We start from the raw sequence: 18,626 nt of genomic DNA, 5'->3' as shown, positions 1-18,626 counted from the left end.
GGCGGCTATCCACGAGGGCGCGCGCTGTCGGGGGATTCACGGCGTCAGCCGGGTCACCGAGAGCCACTCGACGTCGCCGCCGCCGGCCGCGCCGTCGTCGCCGACGAGCGCGAACACCATCTCCTTGCGAACCCCGTGGGCCAGTCGGACGTCGAGCGCCAGATCGCGCGGCGAGAAGGTGTTCTCGGCGCCGACCACGCGCACGAGCAGTTCGGAGTGGCCCAGGTCCTCGACCGACTGCACGTCGGCGTAGGTCCGGAAGTCCGCCCCGAACTTGTAGCCGGTCTTGGGAACGACGCCGCGGTCGCGCAGCGACTCGTAGACGCGCAGCCGGCGGTCGAAGCGTTCGCCCTCGACCTCGCGGCCGCGCGCGACGACCGCCTCGGTGCCGCCGTCGACGTCCAGGACGCCTTCGCGGGCGAGATAGGCCGCTTCGAGGAGGGAGAGCTGGATCACGTCCCCGCGCTGGTCGTCCAGCGGCTGCCCGTAGAACGCGCGGTCGTAGAGCGCCTCGGGCGGGTCCCACAGCAGGACGCGGTCTGACAGTAGCTCGCCCGAGACGCCTCCGGGCAGGTCGGCGTCGCTCGTCCCCGCTATCTCCCGGCGTTCGGTCTCCAGGTAGGTGAGTTCGCTCTCCTCGTCGACGACGGCGAGCACGAGATCGCCAAGGGCCGCCGCCGGGACGTCCTCGCGCTCGCTGACGACGGCGACGCGGTAGGCCACCTCGTCGTCCCACGGGCCCGAGCCGCGGGGGTAGACGACGAAGTCCACCGCGGGGTCGTCGATCGCGCTCCGGGCGGCCTGTGAGTCGGTCCAGCCGGCGCGGGCCGGCGAGAGGTAGAACCCGCGGTCGCGCAGGTCCTTGTAGACGAGGAACGCGGTCTCGGAGACGGCGGCCGAGGCGAGGAACGCCCGGAAGTCCATCGCCTCGCCGTCGGGGCCCGCGACTGCGTCGAGGTCGCCGCGGTAGAGGAGGTGTGCGGCCTCGACGGGCGCGAGTTCGAGCGCGCCGGCGTCGACCGGGTGGCCGTAGCCACTGGAGTCGTAGAACCGCTCGCGGGCCTGGTCCCCCGCCCGCACCACGTCACCCGAGAGCGTCGCTTCCATGAGTCATCGGTACCAGTCTGCGCTGAAAGCCCCTGCGATCGTGGGTTGTGCGTGGCTGGTACGTCGCTGCCATCGTCGCCGCCGGAGACGGCGCCCGAATCGCGGAGGTAGCTCCCGACAGCCGACGCCTCACCGAGCCGCTCGTCGTCGAAATCAGCGGAGAGCCGCCGACGAGACACGGCCTATCCAAAAGACACTCGACCCGTCCGCGAAACGGACACACATGGACGCGGTCTGTTTCGACATGGACGGAGTGCTGGTCGACTCGGAGGACTACTGGCATCCCTACGAACGGGACGAGCTCCTCCCGCAGATCGGCCTCGGCGACCTCGACCTCGACGAGATCACGGGGATGAACTACCGGGAGATCTACGACTACCTGGTCGAGACCTACGAGATCGAGATGGCGCGCGCGGAGTTCCTCGGGTGGTACGACGAGGCCGCCACCACCATCTACGGCGAGGAGGTGCGCCTGCTCGACGGCGCCGACGACCTGCTGGCGACGCTCGACGAGCGCGGCGTCACCCTCGCGCTCGTCTCCTCGTCGCCACACGACTGGATCGAGGTCGTCCTCGACCGCTTCGATCTGGAATTCGACGCGGTGATCAGCGCCGACGCCCTCGACGGGCCGGGCAAGCCCGAACCCGCCGTCTACGAACACGCCGCCCGCGAAGTCGGCGTCGACCCCGTCGATGCGGTCGCCGTCGAGGACTCCGTTCACGGGATCGAGTCCGCGAGTCGCGCCGGGATGCACGTCGTCGGCTTCCGCCACGGCGGCGCCGACGAGACCGACCGGAGCACCGCGGACTACGTCGCCGATTCGCCGGCCGACCTGCGTGAACACCTGCTCGGCCGCGCGGACGGGGGCACGTAACCGCCGACAGCGCCGGTCCGGGGGCGGTCAGGTCTCCGCGCACCCGGTATCGAGACACCGCCGTCCGGAGGGCGTCTCGAAGACCGGCAGCCCGCAGTCGCAGGTCCCGTCGACCACGCCGGTCGGGATGCCGAAGCCGGTGTCGCAGTCGGGGTAGTGCTCGCAGCCGGCGATGAGACCGCCCCGGCGGAGCACCCGTAACTCGCCGTCGCAGTTCGGACAGTCCCACTCCCGGTCGAAGCGCTCGGTGACGCGGTCGTCGATGGACTCGCACGCCCGGTCGACGCAGACTTCGAACGGTTCGCCCCGTTCGACCCGCAACAGCGGGAGACCGCAGACCGGACAGGTCTCGTCCAGGACGGCCGCGTCCCGCGGCACCGAGTACTCGTCGTCGCAGTCGCCACAGCGGACGGCCCCGCTGGCGAGCACGAGCTGGCCGTCGCAGACCGGGCAGTCGCCGACGGGGACTCCGGCCCGCGAGACGGGGTGGCGTGCGCTGCCGTGTTCGTCGTGGACCTCGACGCGCAGGCGCTGGTCGCCCTCGCGGGCGTCGAGCACGCCGTCGGCGAACTGGACGCTGTCGGCCCTGGTGAGCCACGCCACCGGCTGGTAACCGTCGGCGTCGTGGACCAGCACCGTGTTGTCCGGCTTGACCACCGTGACTACGTCGCCGCGGTGTTCGCGTTCGCTACGCCCGTCGAACGTCGTCGTGCAGTCGCCCGCGACGACGCGCACTTCGTCGTGCATGGGTCGACGTGGTCGCGCTCTCGGACTTAAACGTCAGGGAGCGGCGGAAACGTGAGGGCCGGCGTGGAGCGAGAAAACGGAGGGCGTCTACCGGCAGGAGACTGCGGTGGAGGGGTCGGTCGCGAGGGTCAGTCCTGATTGTAGCCGTGGCCGATCCGGAGCGCGACGACGTTCGCGATCAGCAGCGCGACGAACAGCGGCGCCCGCTGGGCGGCCGAGCCCGACGCGACGAGCGCGAGCATCGCGAAGGGCAGCGCGACGGCCGACCAGAAGCCGGCGAACTGGGCGGAACCCACGAGGAGGGACTGGAGTCGCTGTGCACCGCGGTTGGAGGAGAGTTCGGGGACGGAGCGACGGAACGGGGAAGCACTGGACATCTGTTGTCACCTACTCCCCACTTGCATCCGTTACCCCATATAAAGAACAGATCGCTAGGGTGATTTCGCGCCGTTTGTCGCGAATCGGCCGATTTAGCCTCCCCCGATCCGACCTTTTAGTCGATTTTCTAACGTTTTACAACCGGTGCAGAATCGTCTAGAACGTTTAGAACCGGATCTAATCAATTAATTCCGATAGCCGAAGTTCGGACCGTCGGTCAGCGAGTCGACACGGACAGATGGGGCTCGGCCGAATCGCACCTCGGGTGATCGCGGCGCGCGCAGAGGGGACCGAACCGATCGGTCACTCGGCGTTCGTCGGTCGGCTACTCGACACCTGCTGAACGACCACTCGGCGCCTGCCGGTCGCTCACTCGACGCGGACCGGCCGGGTCTCGACGACCGGGTGGAGCGGCAGTTCGGGGAACGCGACCTCGATGGCGTACTCCAGTTCGTCGGCGTCGCCGCCGAAGACGCCGACCGGCAGGTCGGCCTCGCCGAGGTAGCGGTTCATGGACGTCATCTCGACCGCGTTGACTGTCACGCGCAGGCCCGCGCGGGCGTCGCCGCCGACGTTCCGGACGGTGACCTCCTGCATGTCGTTCTCGCCGGCCGCCACGGTGTCGGGGAAGTCGCCCCACTCGACGACGACGTTCGGGAGCTCACCGGCGCTCTCGATCACGCGCTCGGCGACGCCCTCCGAGAGCCCGGCCGAGACGAGTCCGTCGACGCCGGCGTCGCGGACGTCGGCGGGCGTCGTGATGCCCTCGGCGGCGAGCTTGCTCGCGCGACCGGGGCCGACGCCGTCGATCGCCGTGAGCCCGACCGCGTCGTCGCTGATGCCGTTCTCGATGCGGGCCTCGATGCGGCAGGCGAGGTTGGCGGCCTCGGCGCCGGCCAGTCGGTCGAGGAACGCGCGGAGCGCGGCGAGCAGGCGGAGGGCGTTCTGGGTGATGACCCAGGCGTCGCTCTGTAACTCGCCGGGTGTCGTCCCGCGCATCCGCGATTCGAGGATCGCGAGCACCTTCCGACCGCCCGGGTCCAGGTCCTCGGTCTGGCCGAGGACGGCAGCGACGGCGTCGCGCTCGTCCGAGCGCGCGCTGACGCTGTCGAATTCCGCGGCAGTCGCGATGGCTCGCAGGATGGCGTCCTGGCCGAGTTCGCCGTCTTCCTCGGCCTGTTCGGCCAGGTCGGCGAACTCGCGGGCGGTGTCGAGCCGCAGGTAAAACTTCGAGGCGAGGCGACCGAGCGGCGTGGGTTCGAGGCGCATGTCCTCGCGCTCGACGAACCCGCTGGCGACCAGCGACCGGAGCGTGTCGCTCACCCGCTCGCGGAGCGCGCTCTCGGAGGCGTACTCGTCGGGGGCGCTCTGGGCGCGAACGTAGTAAAACGTCGTCTCCAGCCAGTCCATCACGTCGTCGATGTCGCCGATGGTCCCCAGCGCGATCTCCGCGTTGAGGTGGGCGTCCAGGTCCTCTGCGAGTCGCGACTCGATCTCCTTGCCGTCTCGCAGGAGCGTCCGGTACTTGTCGGCGTCCGCGGAGTCGCAGACGACCCAGGCGTACCCCTTGTCGTCGTAGCCCGGTCGACCGGCCCGGCCGAGCATCTGGAGGACGTCGAGCGGGCTCATGTCCACCTCGCCCTCCAGGGGGTCGTGGAGCTTCGTGTCGCGGATGACGACGCAGCGGGCGGGGAGGTTCACGCCCCACGCGAGCGTCGACGTCGAGAAGAGGAGCTGGAGTTTCCCCTCCTTGAACCACTGCTCGACGAGGTTCTTGTCGTCCTTCGAGAGCCCGGCGTGGTGGAAGCCGACCCCGTCGAGGACGGACTGGCGGAGCGTGTCGTTCGAGAGATCGGAGGCGTCGGTGTGGAAGTCGTAGTCGCCGCGGGCGCCCATCGGGATGTCGCGCTCGACGATCTCGTCGCGGGCCTTCTTGGCGGCCTGGACGGTGTCCTGCCGCGAGGAGACGAACACGAGCGCCTGCCCCTCGTCGCGGATGTGCGGTTCGGCGATGTCGAGCGCGCGGTAGAGTCGACGGTACTTGTCGGCGAAGGCGTTGTCGCCGTGGGTGTACGTCCGCACGTCGGCGTGCAGCGGGACCGGCCGGTACTCGTCGCCGAACTCGAAGGTGTTGTCGGCGGGCGCGTCGAGCCACCCGGCCACGTCGTCGACGTTCGGCATCGTCGCCGAGAGCGCGACCACGCGGGGGTCACAGAGGCGGCGCAGTCTCGATACTGTCACTTCCAGCACGGAGCCGCGCTTCTCCGAGTCGAGCAGGTGGACCTCGTCGATGACGCAGCAGTCCACGTCGGTGATGAAGGAGTAGCGCGGCGAGTCGTGTTTCCGGGTGGCGGAGTCGGCCTTCTCGGGCGTCATCACGAGGATGTCCGCCCGCTCGGCGCGGCGCGGGTTCAGGTCGCGTTCGCCGGTGACGACGTAGACGGAGTAGCCCATCTCCTCGAAGCGCTCCCACTCGCTCTCCTTCTCGTTCGTCAGGGCGCGCAGCGGGGCGAGGAAGAGGGCGGTTCCGTCGGCTTCGATGGCTTCGCAGATGGCGACTTCGGCGAGTGCGGTCTTGCCGCTGGCGGTCGGCGCGCTGACGACGACGTTCTCCGCGGAGTCGAGCAGGGCCGGCAACACCGAACACTGCATGGCGTTGAACCGCTCGAAGGGGAACGCGTCGGCGTACTCGGGCAACACCTCCGACACCGCCAGCTCCGTCTCGCCGTCGGCGTACGATGACACGACAGGAGGCGGGGGCCCCGTCGCCATATGCGTTTCTATGCCGGAGTGAAAGTGGTCGCGGGCGAGTCACGCGGTCGTGCGCGAACCGACCGCGGCAGCCCGCGTCGGCGAGGGCCGCGCTCAGTCCGACGCCGCGGCGTCGTCCGCGGCCCGATGGAGCATCCCGCGGTCGGCCGAGCGATAGAAGTACGCCGCCAGCCACAGCGCCGCGGCGGCGTTCGAGAGGGTGACGCCCCAGAAGACGGCGGCGACGCCCAGGTCGAGGACGTACGCGCCGACGAGCGCGACCGGCAGGCGGACCGCCCAGTACTGTGCGAGCGTCGAGTACATGCTCACGTCCGTGTTCCCGGCGCCGTTGAAGCCCGCCTCGACCGTGTAGATAGCGCCCAGCGCCCAGTAGCCGTAGGCGAGGATCTGCAGGTAGAGCACGGTGTACTCCAGCGCCTGCCCGGACAGGTCGGGGACGAAGACCTGTGCGATGGACGCGGGGAAGACCCACTGGATCGCGCCGAACACCGTGAGTCCGACGGCGGCGATGGCCACGCCGGTCCAGGTGGCCCGGCGAGCGCGCGAGGGCTGCTCCGCGCCGAGATTCTGCCCGACGACGCTCGTCGCGGCCTGGGCGACGCCCTGGGCGGGGACGAACGCGACGGTCGCGACCTGCGACCCGATGTGGTATGCCGCCAGGCCGGCCGACCCGCCGACCGCGGAGACGATGGCGATCATCCCGAGGCGAGCGACCTGCCGGCCGGCGCTCTGCCCGGCGATGGGGAGGCCGACGTCGACCACTTCGCGGGCCGTGTCGAGGTGCGGCCGGAGCGCCTCGCGGGTGAGCACGAACCCCTGTCGGCCGCGGGCCGCGAGCGCGAGCGCGAACAGGGCGCCGCAGCCGTAGCCGATGGCGGTCGCGAGCGCGGCGCCGAACAGCTCGAGCCGGGGGAACACCCACCAGCCGAGGATGAGGAAGGGGTCGGCGATCACGTTGACGACGATGGCGGTGAGGTTGACGTACAGCGCCGCGCGCGTGTCGCCCCACCCGGTGAAGCCGCTCTCCAGCGTGTCGCTGGCGGCGATGGCGACGAGCGCGAGCGCGTAGGCCGTGAGGTAGCTGACCGCGTACCGCTGGACGGTCGGGTCGTCGACGAACGCGCCCGCGATCGGATCGGCCGCGGCGACGAGTCCGAGGCCGAGCACTCCCGCGACGACGATCGCACCGGCGGCCGCGGTGAACGGCACTCGCCGGGCCGCGACCGTCTCGTCGGCCCCGACGCGCTGGGAGGTGACGATCTGTCCCCCCACGAAGAACCCGCGGAGTGGCACCGTCAGCAGCGCGACGACGACGGCCGCGAGGCCGACAGCCGCCACGGCCTGCCCGCCGAGCCGGCCGACCCAGAAGAGGTCCACCACCGACTGCGCGACCAGCGCGAAGTTCTGGGCGACCAGCGGTCCGGCCAGTATCACCAGGGCCCGGGCCAGCGACCCCCCCACGATGTCCTCGCGCGACACATCGAACATGCCGTATCCTCACTCCCCACTACATGTTAAATATTTGTATCTATGTTTTGATTGAAGTACAGAATCGTTCGATGACATTTTGTGTCCGCCAGTCGTCGCTCCGGGAGTGAGTCCTCCGCTCCCCGCCGCGACGGCCGTCGCAGTCAACGCGACGGTCGTCCTGGTCGTCGGTGCGGCGGTCCGCTGGCGCGCCCGGACCTCCTACGAGGGGCCGGCCGGTGACGCCGAGACCGCTGCCGAGCTCCGGGCCCTCCGCCACCGGGGACTGCTCGCCGGCGGGGCCCTGACCGCGGTCGTCACCAACCGGTTCGGTCTCGCGCGGACGGCGCAGGCCACTGCGACCGACGCCCTCGCGGGCTCGACGGGAGCGGCGACGGTCGGTGCGGTCGCCGGCGTCCTCGTCGCCGTCGCGGTCTACGCCCTGCCGGTCGTGGCCCTCGCGCTCGCCGTCCGCCTGGCGACGGTCCCCTACCGACGCGCCGTCCGCGGGTTTCGACTCCGCTACCGCGACGCCGCGGCGTGGGAACTCGAACGGGACGGCGTCGGATTCCTCGCCGTGCTCCTCGCCGCCGGCGCCATCGCGCTGGTTCCCGGTGGGTTGCCGCGCGTCCTCGCTGCGGTGGGGATCGGCCTTGTCGCGACGGCGCTCACGCCGTTCGCGCTGGTCGTCGCCCTGCGGACCCGCTGGCCGACCGACGCCGAGCGCGCGGCCGTCGCGGACGTGCTCCCGCCCGGCGTCCGCCTCCGGGTCGTCGACGACCGGACGCGCCTCGGGAGCGCCGTCGCCGCCGGGTTCGTCCCCGGCGGCGAGTACGTCTTCTGCACCGAGTCGCTGTTCGCCGTGCTCGACGACGAGGAACTGCGCGCCGTCGTCGCCCACGAGGTCGGCCACCACGAGCGCGAGCACGTCCTCCTGCGGTACTCGCTGGTCGCCGTGGCGGCGGGCGTCGCGCTCGGCGTCGCGTCCGTCGCGCCCGGAATCGCGCTGGCGACGCTCCTGATCGGCATCGCCCCCGCGGCCGTTGTCCTGGCGTGGATCGTCCGCCGGACCGAGGCACAGGCCGACGCCTACGCCGCCGAGGCCGTGAGCGGAACCGCGCTCGCGAGCGCGCTGGAGACGCTCGCCGAGCACCGGTTCGTCGTGGAAGCGACCGGCCCGTCGCGGTTGCTGTCGTACCACCCGCCGCTGACCGAGCGGATCACTCGGCTTCGCGGGCGGCCGTCGGGGTGAGCGCGACTCCGACCGCGACTTCGTCGACCGCCTCGGCTACGACTCGGCGTTCACCGAGACGCACTTCTTCCGCGCCGACGAGTTCGAGGACCTGCTAGAAGCGGCGGGACTGGACGTCGAACGACTGGTCGGACTCGAAGGGCTGGCGTCGGTGCTCGCCGTCTGTCGGGCGTAGGGCGACGCTCTCCGGCTCCGTGACCGTCGTGCGGGCGTCGACCGTCGGCGTCGGGGGCCGACGGTCGTCGCCGCCGTCGATAGGCACCCGCTTCCGGGGAGTGGATATTACTGGCCCCGCCCCGATACTAGAGAGGATGGACCGGCGAACGCGTCTCACCGTCTACTACGTCGTCCTCGTCGTCGGTGTGCTCTCCGGGTTCGTGGTCCTGTACAACTACGGGATGGCCACGTGGGAGGGGCGACCGCAGCCGTTGTACCGGTCGATCGAAGCCGTCGTCCAGACGGTCACCACCGTGGGGTACGGCGGGGACGCCCCGTGGTCGAGCCCGCAGATGAACTACCTCGTCTCGCTCATGTCTCTCTCGGGGCTCGTGCTCATCTTCGCGGCGCTCCCGGTGCTCGTCGTGCCTCTCTTCGAGGACGCCTTCACGTCAAGCGCCCCGACGTCGGTTCGAGACGTCGACGAGCACGTCGTCCTCTGTGACTACGGGCCCCGCGAGGAGGTCCTCATCGACGAACTCACCGAACGCGGCGTCGAGTACGTCGTCGTCGACGCAGACCGGGAGAGTGCCAACGACCTGTACACGGCGGGCTACACGGTGATGTTCGGGGATCCCGAGTCGGACGCGGCACTCCGACGTGCCCGGCTGGAGCACGCCGACACGCTGATCGCCAACGTCGACGACGAGACCAATCCGAGCGTCCTCCTCTCCGCCCGAGCGGTCAGTCCCGACGTCCGGACGGTCAGCCTTGCCGACGACCCGGACACCGCCGATTACCACCGGTACGCGGGGGCCGACCACGTGCTCTCGCCCAAGCAGATACTGGGCGAGCAGCTCGCCGCAAAAGCGGTCGGGACGTTCGACCCGGAGGCCACCGAAGCCGTCGAGATCGACGAGCACTTCGACATCGCGGAGTTCCCACTCCAGAGCGGGAGCGAACTGATCGGCCAGACCATCGACGAGAGCGACGTCACGGAGCGAACGGGCGCGGCCGTCATCGGGGTGTGGGTCCGGGGAACCTTCCGGAGTCCACCGCCGCTCGACACCAGATTCGACGCCCGGAGCGTCCTCGTCGCGACCGGCGGAGAGGCGGAACTCGACCGACTGAAGGAGATGACGCGCTCCGAGGGACGGCGCCGGCGGGGAGACGTCGTCATCGCTGGGATGGGCGTCGTCGGGCGGGCCGTCACGGCCGCGCTCTCGAACGACAGGTACCAGTACACCACTATCGACCTCGCGGCGGGCTCGACCGTCGACGTGGTCGGCGACGCGACCGAGCGACCGGTCCTCCGGGAGGCCGGTATCGACGACGCCGGCACCGTCGTCCTCGCGCTATCGGACGATACGACGGCCATCTTCGCGACGTTCGTCATCCGCGAACTCAATCCACGCATCGAGATCATCGCCCAGGCGAACGAGCACGAGAACGTGTCGAAACTGTATCGCGCCGGCGCGGACTACGTGCTCTCGCTCTCGGCGGTCAACGGTCGGATGCTCGCGTCGATCGTCCTCGGCGAAGAGATCCTCTCGTCGGGGACGCAGCTCAAACTCGTCAGGACGACAGTCCCCGGTGCTGTCGGCGATTCGCTCGCCGACGCGGACATCCGTAACCGGACCGGCTGTACCGTGGTCGCCGCCGAACGAGCGGGGAGCGTCGTCACCAACCCCGGCGCGTCGTTCGTGATCGAACCCGGTGACGAACTCGTGGTGGCCGGGACCGACGAGAACATCAGCCGGTTCCAGACGGAGTTCGTTTAGCGGACCCCTGCCGGCCGACGGCGGTGTGGAAGTCCGGTAGCGAGAGAGGGTGGCTGATACCCGGTCGAGTGGCCGGATTACAGGAGCAGGGCGAAGAGGACGAACGATCCGACGACCGACAGCGACGGCGTGAGGATCCAGAGGGAGATGATTCGGGTCGTCGCCGCCGGGTCGAACAGGCTCTCGGCGGTCAGCTCTTCGAGGTCCTCTTCCCCGATCGGAGGGACCGACGGAGCGTCGCCCTGTCGAGTTTCGGTGTCCGGGGACTCTCCCGCCGCGATCTCGCCCACGGTCTGGGGTTCGGATCCGCTGTCCACCGTCGAGGGGGCAGCGAGTGCGTCGGCGGTGAACTCCGTACTCGGCGTCTCCCCCGGCGTGGGAGTTGCGAGTTCCGCGAGCGTGACGGCACGACTCGCCCGACCCCAGCCCAGACCGATGATACAGCAGGTCGTGCTCACGGCGAGGCTCGCGGGAATGCCGTAGTACGAGAGGACGGTGATGATCGACGCGCCGACGGTGGAGACGATGAGCGCCGCCAGGATGGGGAGGTCCGTGATGCCGTCGCCGACCGTCGCGAGGGTGCGCCTGGCGATCGTGAACCCGCCGAGGCTGATGGCAGCGACGGCGAGTAATACCCCTTGATCGATACTAACTGCGCCGTTGCCGACCAGCGGGGCGACGGCGTTCGCGGCGTTCGAGGCGCCCGCGCTGAACCCCATGTAACAGGCGATCCCGAGCACCAGCGCCGACCCGACGAGGTCCTGCCGTGACGCGTTCTCGTTGAGTCGAAGGCGCGGGACACTGCCCGAGCGGTCGATCTGTACCAACTGGCGTTCGAGACGCGTGAACGCCAGACGAGCCGCGAGCTGGGGATAGACGTACCGCCCGACGATCGCACCGATCCCGAACCCGATGAGCGGGGCGACGATCCACGCGGAGACGATCGTGAACATCAGTGCCTCGTTGAGCGACCCCGTCGCGAGTCCGAGGCCCACGATCGAACCCACGGCCGTCATCGACGTCGACGCGGGGACGCCGTAGAGATTGGAGACCAGCAGCGAGAGGCCGGTGAAGAACAGGACCCCGACGCCAGCGACGGGGGAGAACTGCGCGGCCGGGACGATGCCCTCGCTCATGGTCACGATGACCTTCCGACCGACCGTCCACGCCCCCAGGAACGCGAAGACCGTAAAGAGCGCGGCGGCGGTCGCTTTCCTGACGAGGCGGCTCCCGACGGCCGGGCCGAAGGCGACACCGGTCGACGACCCGCCGATGTTGAATCCGACGAACGCTGCGACGATCAGTCCGGCGACGACCAGCAGTGAGACCATGGCGACTGTTCGTATACGTCTTACCGCGTACAGACGTAATGGTCTATCCATTGATATCCTGTCCGACAGGTCACAGTTCTGTCGTTCGCTCGTACCGGACCGGACGGGATCTGACTCCCGCACCGGACCGGACGGGGATCTGACTCCCGCACCGGACCGGACGGGGATCTGACTCCCGCACGTTTTTCAGCGACCGAATCTAACCTCCGTCAATGAGTCGCGCCCGCAAGCCCGAGTGGTTGAAGATGCGGCCGCCGTCGGGCGAGCGCTTCACGGAGATCAAAGAGAGCCTCCGCGACCGTGATCTCAACACCGTCTGTGAGGAGGCCAACTGCCCGAACATGGGAGAGTGCTGGAGCGGGCGCGACGGCCCCGGCACGGCCACGTTCATGCTGATGGGCGACACCTGCTCGCGGGGCTGTAACTTCTGCGACGTCGAGACCGGCGGGATGGACCCGCTGGACGAGGACGAACCCGAGCAGGTGGCCGACGCCGTCGCCGAGATCGGGCTGGACTACGTCGTCCTCACCTCGGTGGATCGGGACGACCTGCCGGACCAGGGCGCCGGCCACTTCGCGCGGACCGTCGAGGCGATCAAGGAGCGCCACCCGGGTATCCTCGTCGAGGCGCTCGTGCCCGACTTCCAGGGCGAGGAGCGACTCGTCCGGAACGTGCTGGAGGCCGAACCCGACGTGTTCGCCCACAACGTCGAGACGGTCGAGCGCCTGCAGTGGCCAGTCCGGGACCGTCGGGCGGGGTACGAGCAGTCCCTCTCGGTCCTGCGCCAGGCCGCCGCCGAGTCTGCGTCGTACGTCAAGACGAGCGTCATGCTCGGCGTCGGCGAGTACGACCACGAGGTGTACCAGACGCTCGCCGACCTGCGGAGCGTGGGCGTCGACGTGGTGACGCTCGGCCAGTACCTCCAGCCCTCCCGGTCGCACCTCGAAGTCGCCGACTACGTCCACCCGGACGCCTTCGACACCTGGCAACGCGTCGCCGAGGAGGAACTCGACTTCCTCTACTGCGCCTCCGGGCCGATGGTCCGGTCGTCGTATCGAGCGGGGGAACTGTTCGTCGACGCAGTCCTGCGGGACGGCAAGAGCGTCGAGCGGGCGCGCGTCGAAGCGAGACGGGCCTGACGCGACGGTGATCACCTGATCGCCGCGTAGACCTCGATGGCGGCTTCCGAAACGGCGTACGTAGATCCGCTGAAATGGTCCCGGAGCGCCCCGTGTACGTCAGCCACCCGATCACGTCTCAATCCCACACCGTGGGCCATCGAGAGCGCGAATCCCGTCCGATCGTCCCGCAACTGCTCGTACAGGTCGGTCTGGAACGGGCCGAGCCGATCCGTCGAGCAGTCCTCTCTGACGGGAGCCGACCACAGCGGCTCGTTGAACGCGAGTTGCCCGGCCTCGCTCCCGACGACCCGGAGCCACTGCTCGGTCTTCGTCGGCGTCGGATTCCAGGCCGGATACGCGAACGCCGACAGCGACACCAGGAAGGTCTCACTGCCGCCGGGGAACGGGACCGCGTCCCAGTCCTCGCCGTAGGCGTGTCCGTTCGATTCGAGGTGCCGGGCCAGCCAGGACCCTTGCTGGACGAACGCCGCGCGACCGGCGGCTAGCCGTTCGGCCGCCTCCCGATACCCGTGCGTGTCTCCGTCCGGATCCGCGTAGTCCGTCAGCATCGGTTTCGCCGTCTCCAGCGCCGCCCGAACGTCGGCCACGGATCCCTCGCCCAGACGCACGTCGTCGTGGGTCCCCCGGTTCGCGAGGAGCGTTTCGAGGAACTGGAAGGTGGTCCAGGGGTACATTCCGGCGTGTCCGAGTGGCGTGGCGTCGGTCTCGGCCTGGACGCGCCGGAACGCGCCGAGCAGGTCGTCGACGCCGGCGAGCGACGACGCGTCGACGCCGGCCGCGTCGAGCACCGACGGATTGTAGAACAGCGTGTTCACTCGGTGAGCACTGATCGGGACGGCGACCCACTGGTCGTCGATCACGCACGTCCGGCGGACGTCGGGTTCGACGTGGGTCCGGAGGTCCGCGGCCGTCCAGACGGATTCCTCGCAGTCTTCGAGGACGTAACCGAACCGGTCGAGCGTCGCCCCCGGCGTCGTCGCGAAGGAACCGGGCGGGTCCTCGTTCTGGAAGCGGCGTTCGAGGTAGCGATCGTACCGTTCGGAGGCCGTATCGGCGGCGACGTCGACGCTGAACGGGACATCGGGATGGGCGTTTTCGAACGCCGACGCGAGCGCCGCCGGGCCGCGTTCGAGGATGTCGTCGTACCAGCCGTGGACGACTTCCAGGGGTCGGTCCCACTCGCCGGGCGTGGTCCCTTCGGCAGTGGCTTGAGCGGGTGTGGACGTCGTGTCCGCCTGTGTCGGCGTCTCCCTGTCGCTGCCCGGGAGTCGACACCCGGCCGTGGCGACCCCCAGCGCGCTCGCCAGTACTGCCCGCCGGGTGCTGCCCGACGATCGGTCCGGTTCCATCGATCCCATCGAGACGGGCAGCTGACAAGTAAGTTGGTGGAACGACGTGATACCGACGCCCGGTGATCGACAGCTAATTTCCCACGAGGGTCGAATCGGTCGAATTGGACGTTCGTCTAATTTGACCCGGTTTTTAGAGGTGAAACCGATCGAAAGTTGCTCCGTCGTCGCCGGTTCGCCCACCCAGACTGGCAAGATTGGGGTGCAGCGAAAGCTATTTACGAAAATCCTTAAGCCGACAGCCCTACTTGGTCCGGGTATGCTTCGGAGGGTTTTATGAGCACTTTACAGCGCGATCCGGAGGACCGGATCCAGGTCCTCGACGAGGAGGGACAGGTACGGGAGGGGGCGACCGTCCCGGACCTGTCCGACGAGACGCTCGTCGAGATGTACCGGGAGATGAAACTCGCCAGGCACTTCGACCAGCGAGCGGTGAGCCTGCAGCGCCAGGGTCGGATGGGCACGTATCCGCCGCTGTCCGGCCAGGAGGGCGCACAGATCGGCAGCGTCCACGCGCTGGCAGACGACGACTGGCTGTTCCCGAGCTACCGGGAGCACGCCGCGATGCTCCACAAGGGCCTGTCACTGCAGCAGACGCTGCTGTACTGGATGGGCCACGAGGAGGGCAACGTCCGGGAGGACGAGAACATCTTCTCGGTCGCCGTGCCCATCGCGACGCAGATCCCCCACGCCACGGGGGCCGCGTGGGCGTCGAAGCTCAAAGACGAGAGCAAGGCGTTCCTCTGTTACTTCGGCGACGGCGCCACGAGCGAGGGCGACTTCCACGAGGGGCTCAACTTCGCGGGCGTGTTCGACGTGCCCGCGGTCTTTTTCTGCAACAACAACCAGTGGGCCATCTCCGTCCCCCGCGAGCGCCAGACGCGGAGCGCGACGCTCGCCCAGAAGGCCGACGCCTACGGCTTCGAGGGCGTCCAGGTCGACGGGATGGACCCGCTCGCGGTGTACCAGGTGACCAAAGCCGCCGTCGAGAAGGCCAAACACCCCAACCCCGACGAGTTGCGACCGACGCTGATCGAGGCCGTTCAGTACCGCTACGGCGCCCACACGACCGCCGACGACCCCTCGGTCTACCGCGACGAGGAAGAGGTCCAGAAGTGGCGCGCGAAGGACCCGATCCCGCGGATGGAGGCGTTCCTGCGTGATCGCGGTGTGCTCGACGACGAGCGCGTCGACGCCATCCAGAGCGACGTCGAGGAGGCGGTGGCCGACGCGATCTCCGGGGCCGAGGACGTCAAGCGGCCCGACCCGTCGGAGATGTTCGCACACGTCTACGAGGGCATGCCGAAGCGACTGGACGAACAGATCGACTACCTGCAGCGACTGCGCGACCGACACGGCGACGAGGCGCTCCTGGAGTAATCATGAGTCAAACTACCGACAGCGAGAGCGACGCGGAGGCATCGAGCGGCGAAACGCAGAGTCTGACCCTGGTCCAGGCCGTCCGGGACGGCCTCCAGACGGAGATGGCACGCGACGACCGCGTCGTCGTGATGGGGGAGGACGTGGGCGAGAACGGCGGCGTCTTCCGCGCCACCGAGGGACTGCTCGACGAGTTCGGCGCCGACCGCGTGATCGACACGCCCCTCGCGGAGTCCGGCATCGTCGGCTCCGCCATCGGCATGGCCGCCTACGGCCTGCGCCCCGTGCCGGAGATCCAGTTCATGGGGTTCATCTACCCCGCGTTCGACCAGATCGTCTCGCACGCGGCGCGCCTGCGGACGCGCTCGCGCGGGGAGTTTACCTGCCCGCTCGTCGTCCGGGCGCCCTACGGCGGCGGCATCCGCGCCCCGGAGCACCACTCCGAATCGAAGGAGGCCTTCTTCGTCCACGAACCCGGCCTCAAGGTCGTCATACCGAGCACGCCCTACGACACGAAGGGGCTGCTCGCCTCGGCGATTCGCGACCCCGACCCGGTGATCTTCCTCGAACCGAAACTGATCTACCGGGCGTTCCGCGAGGACGTACCGGAGGACGAGTACACCGTGCCGCTGGGCGAGGCGGCCGTCCGCCGCGAGGGCGAGGACGTCTCCGTGTTCACCTGGGGCGCGATGACCCGGCCGACGATGGAGGCCGCCGAAAATCTCGCCGGCGAGATCGACGTCGAGGTCGTCGACCTGCGGACGCTCTCGCCGCTGGACGAGGAGGCCATCGTCGAGTCGTTCAAGAAGACCGGCCGCGCCGCGGTCGTCCACGAAGCGCCCAAGACGGGCGGGCTCGCCGGCGAGATCACGGCGACCATCCAGGAAGAGGCGCTGCTGTACCAGGAGGCGCCCATCGAGCGGATCACCGGCTTCGACGTGCCCTACCCGCTGTACGCGCTGGAGGACTACTACCTGCCCGAACCGGAGCGCATCGAAGACGGCATCAGGGACGCTTTCGAGTTCTGAGCCATGGTCCGCGAGTTCAAGCTGCCGGACGTGGGCGAGGGCGTCGCCGAGGGCGAGCTCCTGGAGTGGCACGTCGAACCCGGCGACACGGTCACCGAAGATCAGGTCGTCGCCGACGTGGAGACCGACAAGGCCGTCGTCGACGTCCCCTCGCCCGTCAACGGGACGGTCCGAGAGTTGCTCGCCGAACCCGGCGAGGTGGTCCCGGTCGGGACGGTGATCATCACCTTCGACGTGGAAGGCGAGGCGCCGACGGAAGAGAGCGACCAGGACGCCACCGCCGACACGGAGACCGAGGCCGTGTCCGACGAGTCAGCGACGGTCGGAGCGTCCGAACAGGCCGTCGCGGACGAGGGCGGCGACGCCGCGCAGGCGAGTGAGTCGGTGAACGGACAGGGCGGGCGCGTGTTCGCCGCACCGAGCGCCCGTCGGCTCGCACGGGAACTCGGCGTCGACATCGCGGCCGTCGCGGGATCCGGTCCCGGCGGTCGCGTCACCGAGGCCGACGTGCGCGCCGCCGCGGAAGACGAGGGCGAGTCCGACGACGGCGGCACGCAACTCGAATCCGCCGTCAGCCGCATCGGTGACGACGGGGGAGACGGCCAGTCGGGGGACAGCGGCGGGCTGAAATCCGCCGTCTCGCGCATCGACGACGGCGACGCAGGCGAGCCGGCGGGCGCGAGCGCCGGCGGAGCGGCGGGCGCGACCGGCGCGGGCGCCGCGGCCCAGTCCATCGAGGCCGCCGGGCGCGACCGGACGCTGGCCGCGCCGGCCACGCGGCAGGTCGCCGACGAACTCGGCGTCGACATCGACGACGTACCGACCGACGAGATGCGCGACGGCGAGCCCTACGTCGACGAGGCGGCGGTCCGCGAGTACGCGGAGGTCCAGCAGCGGGCGCAGGAGGCCGACGCCGAGGCGCTCGCCGAGGCTGAGAGCGCCGGCGAAGCGGGGCCGCCGACGACGACGGCAGAGAGCGGCGCCGGACCCGACGCCGTCGCGGCCGCGGAGGGTGACCGCCGCGAGCCCTACCGGGGCGTCCGCAAGACCATCGGCGAGGCGATGGAGCGCTCGAAGTTCACCGCGCCGCACGTCACCCACCACGACAAGGTGGACGCGACGGCGCTGGTCGAGCTGCGGGAGAAGCTCAAACCGCGCGCGGAGGAACGTGGCGTGAAGCTGACCTACGTGCCGTTCGTGATGAAAGCCGTCGCCGCCGCGCTGGCCGAGCACCCGGTGCTCAACACGCAACTCGACGAAGAGAACGACGAGATCGTCTTCAAGTCCGACCACAACGTCGGCGTCGCGACCGCGACCGACGCCGGGCTGATGGTCCCGGTCGTGAAAGACGTCGACGGCAAGGGCCTCTTGCAGCTGGCCTCGGAGACGAACGAACTCGTCTCGAAGGCCCGCGAACGCTCGATCGCCCGCGAGGAGATGCAGGGCGGTACGTTCACCATCACCAACTTCGGGGCCATCGGCGGCGAGTACGCCACGCCGATCATCAACTACCCCGAGACGGCGATCCTCGGCCTCGGTGCCATCGAGAAGCGGCCGATGGTCGTTGACGGCGAGGTGGTTGCACGGGACGTGCTGACGCTCTCGCTGTCGATCGACCACCGGGTCGTCGATGGCGCCGACGCCGCGCGGTTCGTCAACACGCTCAAGGAGTACCTCGAAGACCCGACCCTGCTGTTGCTGGAGTAACGCGTCGATCGGAGCGCGGGCAGGCGTCTCGTTCGCCGCTCCTCCGCGTCGCCCGGATCCGCCAGCGGCCGCGCTCGGCCCGCCTCCGTGTCGCACCTCCTCGAACGTCCGACCACCGGGCGTGGCTTCGACGCGCGAGTGATCTTCCGAGTGAC

15 protein-coding genes and 1 pseudogene are annotated in these 18,626 nt (G+C 69.5%); 8 read left to right on the top strand and 8 right to left on the bottom strand.

The features are described 5' to 3' along the window. Nucleotides 1–36 precede the first annotated feature (36 nt). Nucleotides 37–1,107, bottom strand: coding sequence for a tRNA-intron lyase (endA, locus tag ACMGFE_RS23925; RefSeq protein WP_436927786.1), 1,071 nt, complete (start codon nucleotides 1,105–1,107; stop codon nucleotides 37–39). A 223-nt stretch (nucleotides 1,108–1,330) separates the two neighbouring features. Between endA and ACMGFE_RS23920 the strand changes: the two genes are divergently transcribed. Next, a complete protein-coding gene (locus tag ACMGFE_RS23920) occupies nucleotides 1,331–1,981 on the top strand; it encodes an HAD family hydrolase (RefSeq protein ID WP_436927785.1) in 651 nt (216 codons plus the stop codon). A 27-nt stretch (nucleotides 1,982–2,008) separates the two neighbouring features. Here the strand turns inward: ACMGFE_RS23920 and ACMGFE_RS23915 are convergent, their stop codons facing one another. From ACMGFE_RS23915 to ACMGFE_RS23900, 4 genes are all read right to left on the bottom strand, one after another. Further along, nucleotides 2,009–2,728: a topoisomerase DNA-binding C4 zinc finger domain-containing protein gene (locus ACMGFE_RS23915; protein WP_436927784.1), complete on the bottom strand. Its 720-nt coding sequence runs from the start codon at nucleotides 2,726–2,728 to the stop codon at nucleotides 2,009–2,011. 128 nt (nucleotides 2,729–2,856) lie between these two features. Beyond that, on the bottom strand, nucleotides 2,857–3,105 hold the full coding sequence (locus tag ACMGFE_RS23910) for a DUF8028 family protein (protein ID WP_436927783.1): 249 nt from the start codon (nucleotides 3,103–3,105) through the stop codon (nucleotides 2,857–2,859). Nucleotides 3,106–3,475: 370 nt separating this feature from the next. Next, complete coding sequence (locus ACMGFE_RS23905; RefSeq protein WP_436927803.1) at nucleotides 3,476–5,821, bottom strand: DEAD/DEAH box helicase; 2,346 nt, start codon at nucleotides 5,819–5,821, stop codon at nucleotides 3,476–3,478. 150 nt (nucleotides 5,822–5,971) lie between these two features. Further along, on the bottom strand, nucleotides 5,972–7,366 hold the full coding sequence (locus ACMGFE_RS23900) for an MATE family efflux transporter (RefSeq protein ID WP_436927782.1): 1,395 nt from the start codon (nucleotides 7,364–7,366) through the stop codon (nucleotides 5,972–5,974). A 106-nt stretch (nucleotides 7,367–7,472) separates the two neighbouring features. On the opposite strand from ACMGFE_RS23900, the gene ACMGFE_RS23895 reads away from it, so the two are divergent. Beyond that, nucleotides 7,473–8,597 (top strand): M48 family metallopeptidase, encoded by a 1,125-nt coding sequence (locus ACMGFE_RS23895; protein ID WP_436927781.1) that lies wholly within the window; start codon nucleotides 7,473–7,475, stop codon nucleotides 8,595–8,597. Between the two features lie 4 nt (nucleotides 8,598–8,601). Continuing rightward, nucleotides 8,602–8,757: pseudogene (locus ACMGFE_RS23890) on the top strand (class I SAM-dependent methyltransferase); the annotation flags it as partial. Here the strand turns inward: ACMGFE_RS23890 and ACMGFE_RS23885 are convergent. Then, nucleotides 8,692–8,859 carry a hypothetical protein gene (locus ACMGFE_RS23885; RefSeq protein ID WP_436927780.1) on the bottom strand — a complete coding sequence of 56 codons (168 nt, stop codon included), beginning with the start codon at nucleotides 8,857–8,859 and terminating at the stop codon, nucleotides 8,692–8,694. The pseudogene ACMGFE_RS23890 and the gene ACMGFE_RS23885 sit on opposite strands and share 66 nt — an antisense overlap. A 49-nt stretch (nucleotides 8,860–8,908) precedes the next feature. Between ACMGFE_RS23885 and ACMGFE_RS23880 the strand changes: the two genes are divergently transcribed. Then, nucleotides 8,909–10,534, top strand: coding sequence for a potassium channel family protein (locus ACMGFE_RS23880; RefSeq protein WP_436927779.1), 1,626 nt, complete (start codon nucleotides 8,909–8,911; stop codon nucleotides 10,532–10,534). A 77-nt stretch (nucleotides 10,535–10,611) separates the two neighbouring features. Here the strand turns inward: ACMGFE_RS23880 and ACMGFE_RS23875 are convergent, their stop codons facing one another. After that, the gene (locus ACMGFE_RS23875; protein ID WP_436927778.1) at nucleotides 10,612–11,865 is read right to left on the bottom strand and encodes an inorganic phosphate transporter; all 1,254 of its coding nucleotides are present in this window, start codon (nucleotides 11,863–11,865) and stop codon (nucleotides 10,612–10,614) included. A 212-nt stretch (nucleotides 11,866–12,077) separates the two neighbouring features. Here ACMGFE_RS23875 and lipA point away from each other — a divergent pair, with 212 nt between their 5' ends. Next, entirely contained in the window at nucleotides 12,078–13,004 is a 927-nt protein-coding gene (gene lipA / locus ACMGFE_RS23870; protein WP_436927777.1) for a lipoyl synthase, read from the top strand. An 11-nt stretch (nucleotides 13,005–13,015) separates the two neighbouring features. On the opposite strand, the gene ACMGFE_RS23865 is transcribed toward lipA, so the two are convergent. Then, on the bottom strand, nucleotides 13,016–14,356 hold the full coding sequence (locus ACMGFE_RS23865; protein ID WP_436927776.1) for an ABC transporter substrate-binding protein: 1,341 nt from the start codon (nucleotides 14,354–14,356) through the stop codon (nucleotides 13,016–13,018). 276 nt (nucleotides 14,357–14,632) lie between these two features. Here ACMGFE_RS23865 and pdhA point away from each other — a divergent pair, with 276 nt between their 5' ends. Genes pdhA through ACMGFE_RS23850 form a run of 3 tightly spaced genes read left to right on the top strand, consistent with a single transcriptional unit; the run spans nucleotide 14,633 to nucleotide 18,471 of the window. Further along, a complete protein-coding gene (pdhA, locus tag ACMGFE_RS23860) occupies nucleotides 14,633–15,736 on the top strand; it encodes a pyruvate dehydrogenase (acetyl-transferring) E1 component subunit alpha (RefSeq protein WP_436927775.1) in 1,104 nt (367 codons plus the stop codon). A 2-nt stretch (nucleotides 15,737–15,738) separates the two neighbouring features. Further along, nucleotides 15,739–16,764 carry an alpha-ketoacid dehydrogenase subunit beta gene (locus ACMGFE_RS23855; RefSeq protein WP_436927774.1) on the top strand — a complete coding sequence of 342 codons (1,026 nt, stop codon included), beginning with the start codon at nucleotides 15,739–15,741 and terminating at the stop codon, nucleotides 16,762–16,764. A 3-nt stretch (nucleotides 16,765–16,767) separates the two neighbouring features. Beyond that, nucleotides 16,768–18,471, top strand: a complete 1,704-nt coding sequence (locus ACMGFE_RS23850) for a dihydrolipoamide acetyltransferase family protein (protein ID WP_436927773.1) — start codon at nucleotides 16,768–16,770, stop codon at nucleotides 18,469–18,471. The last annotated feature ends 155 nt before the right edge of the window (nucleotides 18,472–18,626 follow it).

It is taken from the genome of Halosimplex amylolyticum, from assembly GCF_051414035.1.
In the GTDB taxonomy this organism is placed as follows: domain Archaea; phylum Halobacteriota; class Halobacteria; order Halobacteriales; family Haloarculaceae; genus Halosimplex; species Halosimplex amylolyticum.
The sequence above is the reverse complement of the archived record's forward strand: the minus strand, read 5'-3'. Positions and strand labels throughout refer to the sequence as shown.

What these genes read in the sequence shown, in the direction of transcription:
- endA (WP_436927786.1), bottom strand. Translation starts at nt 1,107, where the DNA reads ATGGAAGCGACGCTCTCGGGTGACGTGGTGCGGGCGGGGGACCAGGCC.
- ACMGFE_RS23880 (WP_436927779.1), top strand. Translation starts at nt 8,909, where the DNA reads ATGGACCGGCGAACGCGTCTCACCGTCTACTACGTCGTCCTCGTCGTC.
- pdhA (WP_436927775.1), top strand. Translation starts at nt 14,633, where the DNA reads ATGAGCACTTTACAGCGCGATCCGGAGGACCGGATCCAGGTCCTCGAC.
- ACMGFE_RS23855 (WP_436927774.1), top strand. Translation starts at nt 15,739, where the DNA reads ATGAGTCAAACTACCGACAGCGAGAGCGACGCGGAGGCATCGAGCGGC.
- ACMGFE_RS23865 (WP_436927776.1), bottom strand. Translation starts at nt 14,356, where the DNA reads ATGGAACCGGACCGATCGTCGGGCAGCACCCGGCGGGCAGTACTGGCG.
- ACMGFE_RS23910 (WP_436927783.1), bottom strand. Translation starts at nt 3,105, where the DNA reads ATGTCCAGTGCTTCCCCGTTCCGTCGCTCCGTCCCCGAACTCTCCTCC.
- ACMGFE_RS23915 (WP_436927784.1), bottom strand. Translation starts at nt 2,728, where the DNA reads ATGCACGACGAAGTGCGCGTCGTCGCGGGCGACTGCACGACGACGTTC.
- ACMGFE_RS23850 (WP_436927773.1), top strand. Translation starts at nt 16,768, where the DNA reads ATGGTCCGCGAGTTCAAGCTGCCGGACGTGGGCGAGGGCGTCGCCGAG.
- ACMGFE_RS23900 (WP_436927782.1), bottom strand. Translation starts at nt 7,366, where the DNA reads ATGTTCGATGTGTCGCGCGAGGACATCGTGGGGGGGTCGCTGGCCCGG.
- ACMGFE_RS23875 (WP_436927778.1), bottom strand. Translation starts at nt 11,865, where the DNA reads ATGGTCTCACTGCTGGTCGTCGCCGGACTGATCGTCGCAGCGTTCGTC.
- ACMGFE_RS23920 (WP_436927785.1), top strand. Translation starts at nt 1,331, where the DNA reads ATGGACGCGGTCTGTTTCGACATGGACGGAGTGCTGGTCGACTCGGAG.
- lipA (WP_436927777.1), top strand. Translation starts at nt 12,078, where the DNA reads ATGAGTCGCGCCCGCAAGCCCGAGTGGTTGAAGATGCGGCCGCCGTCG.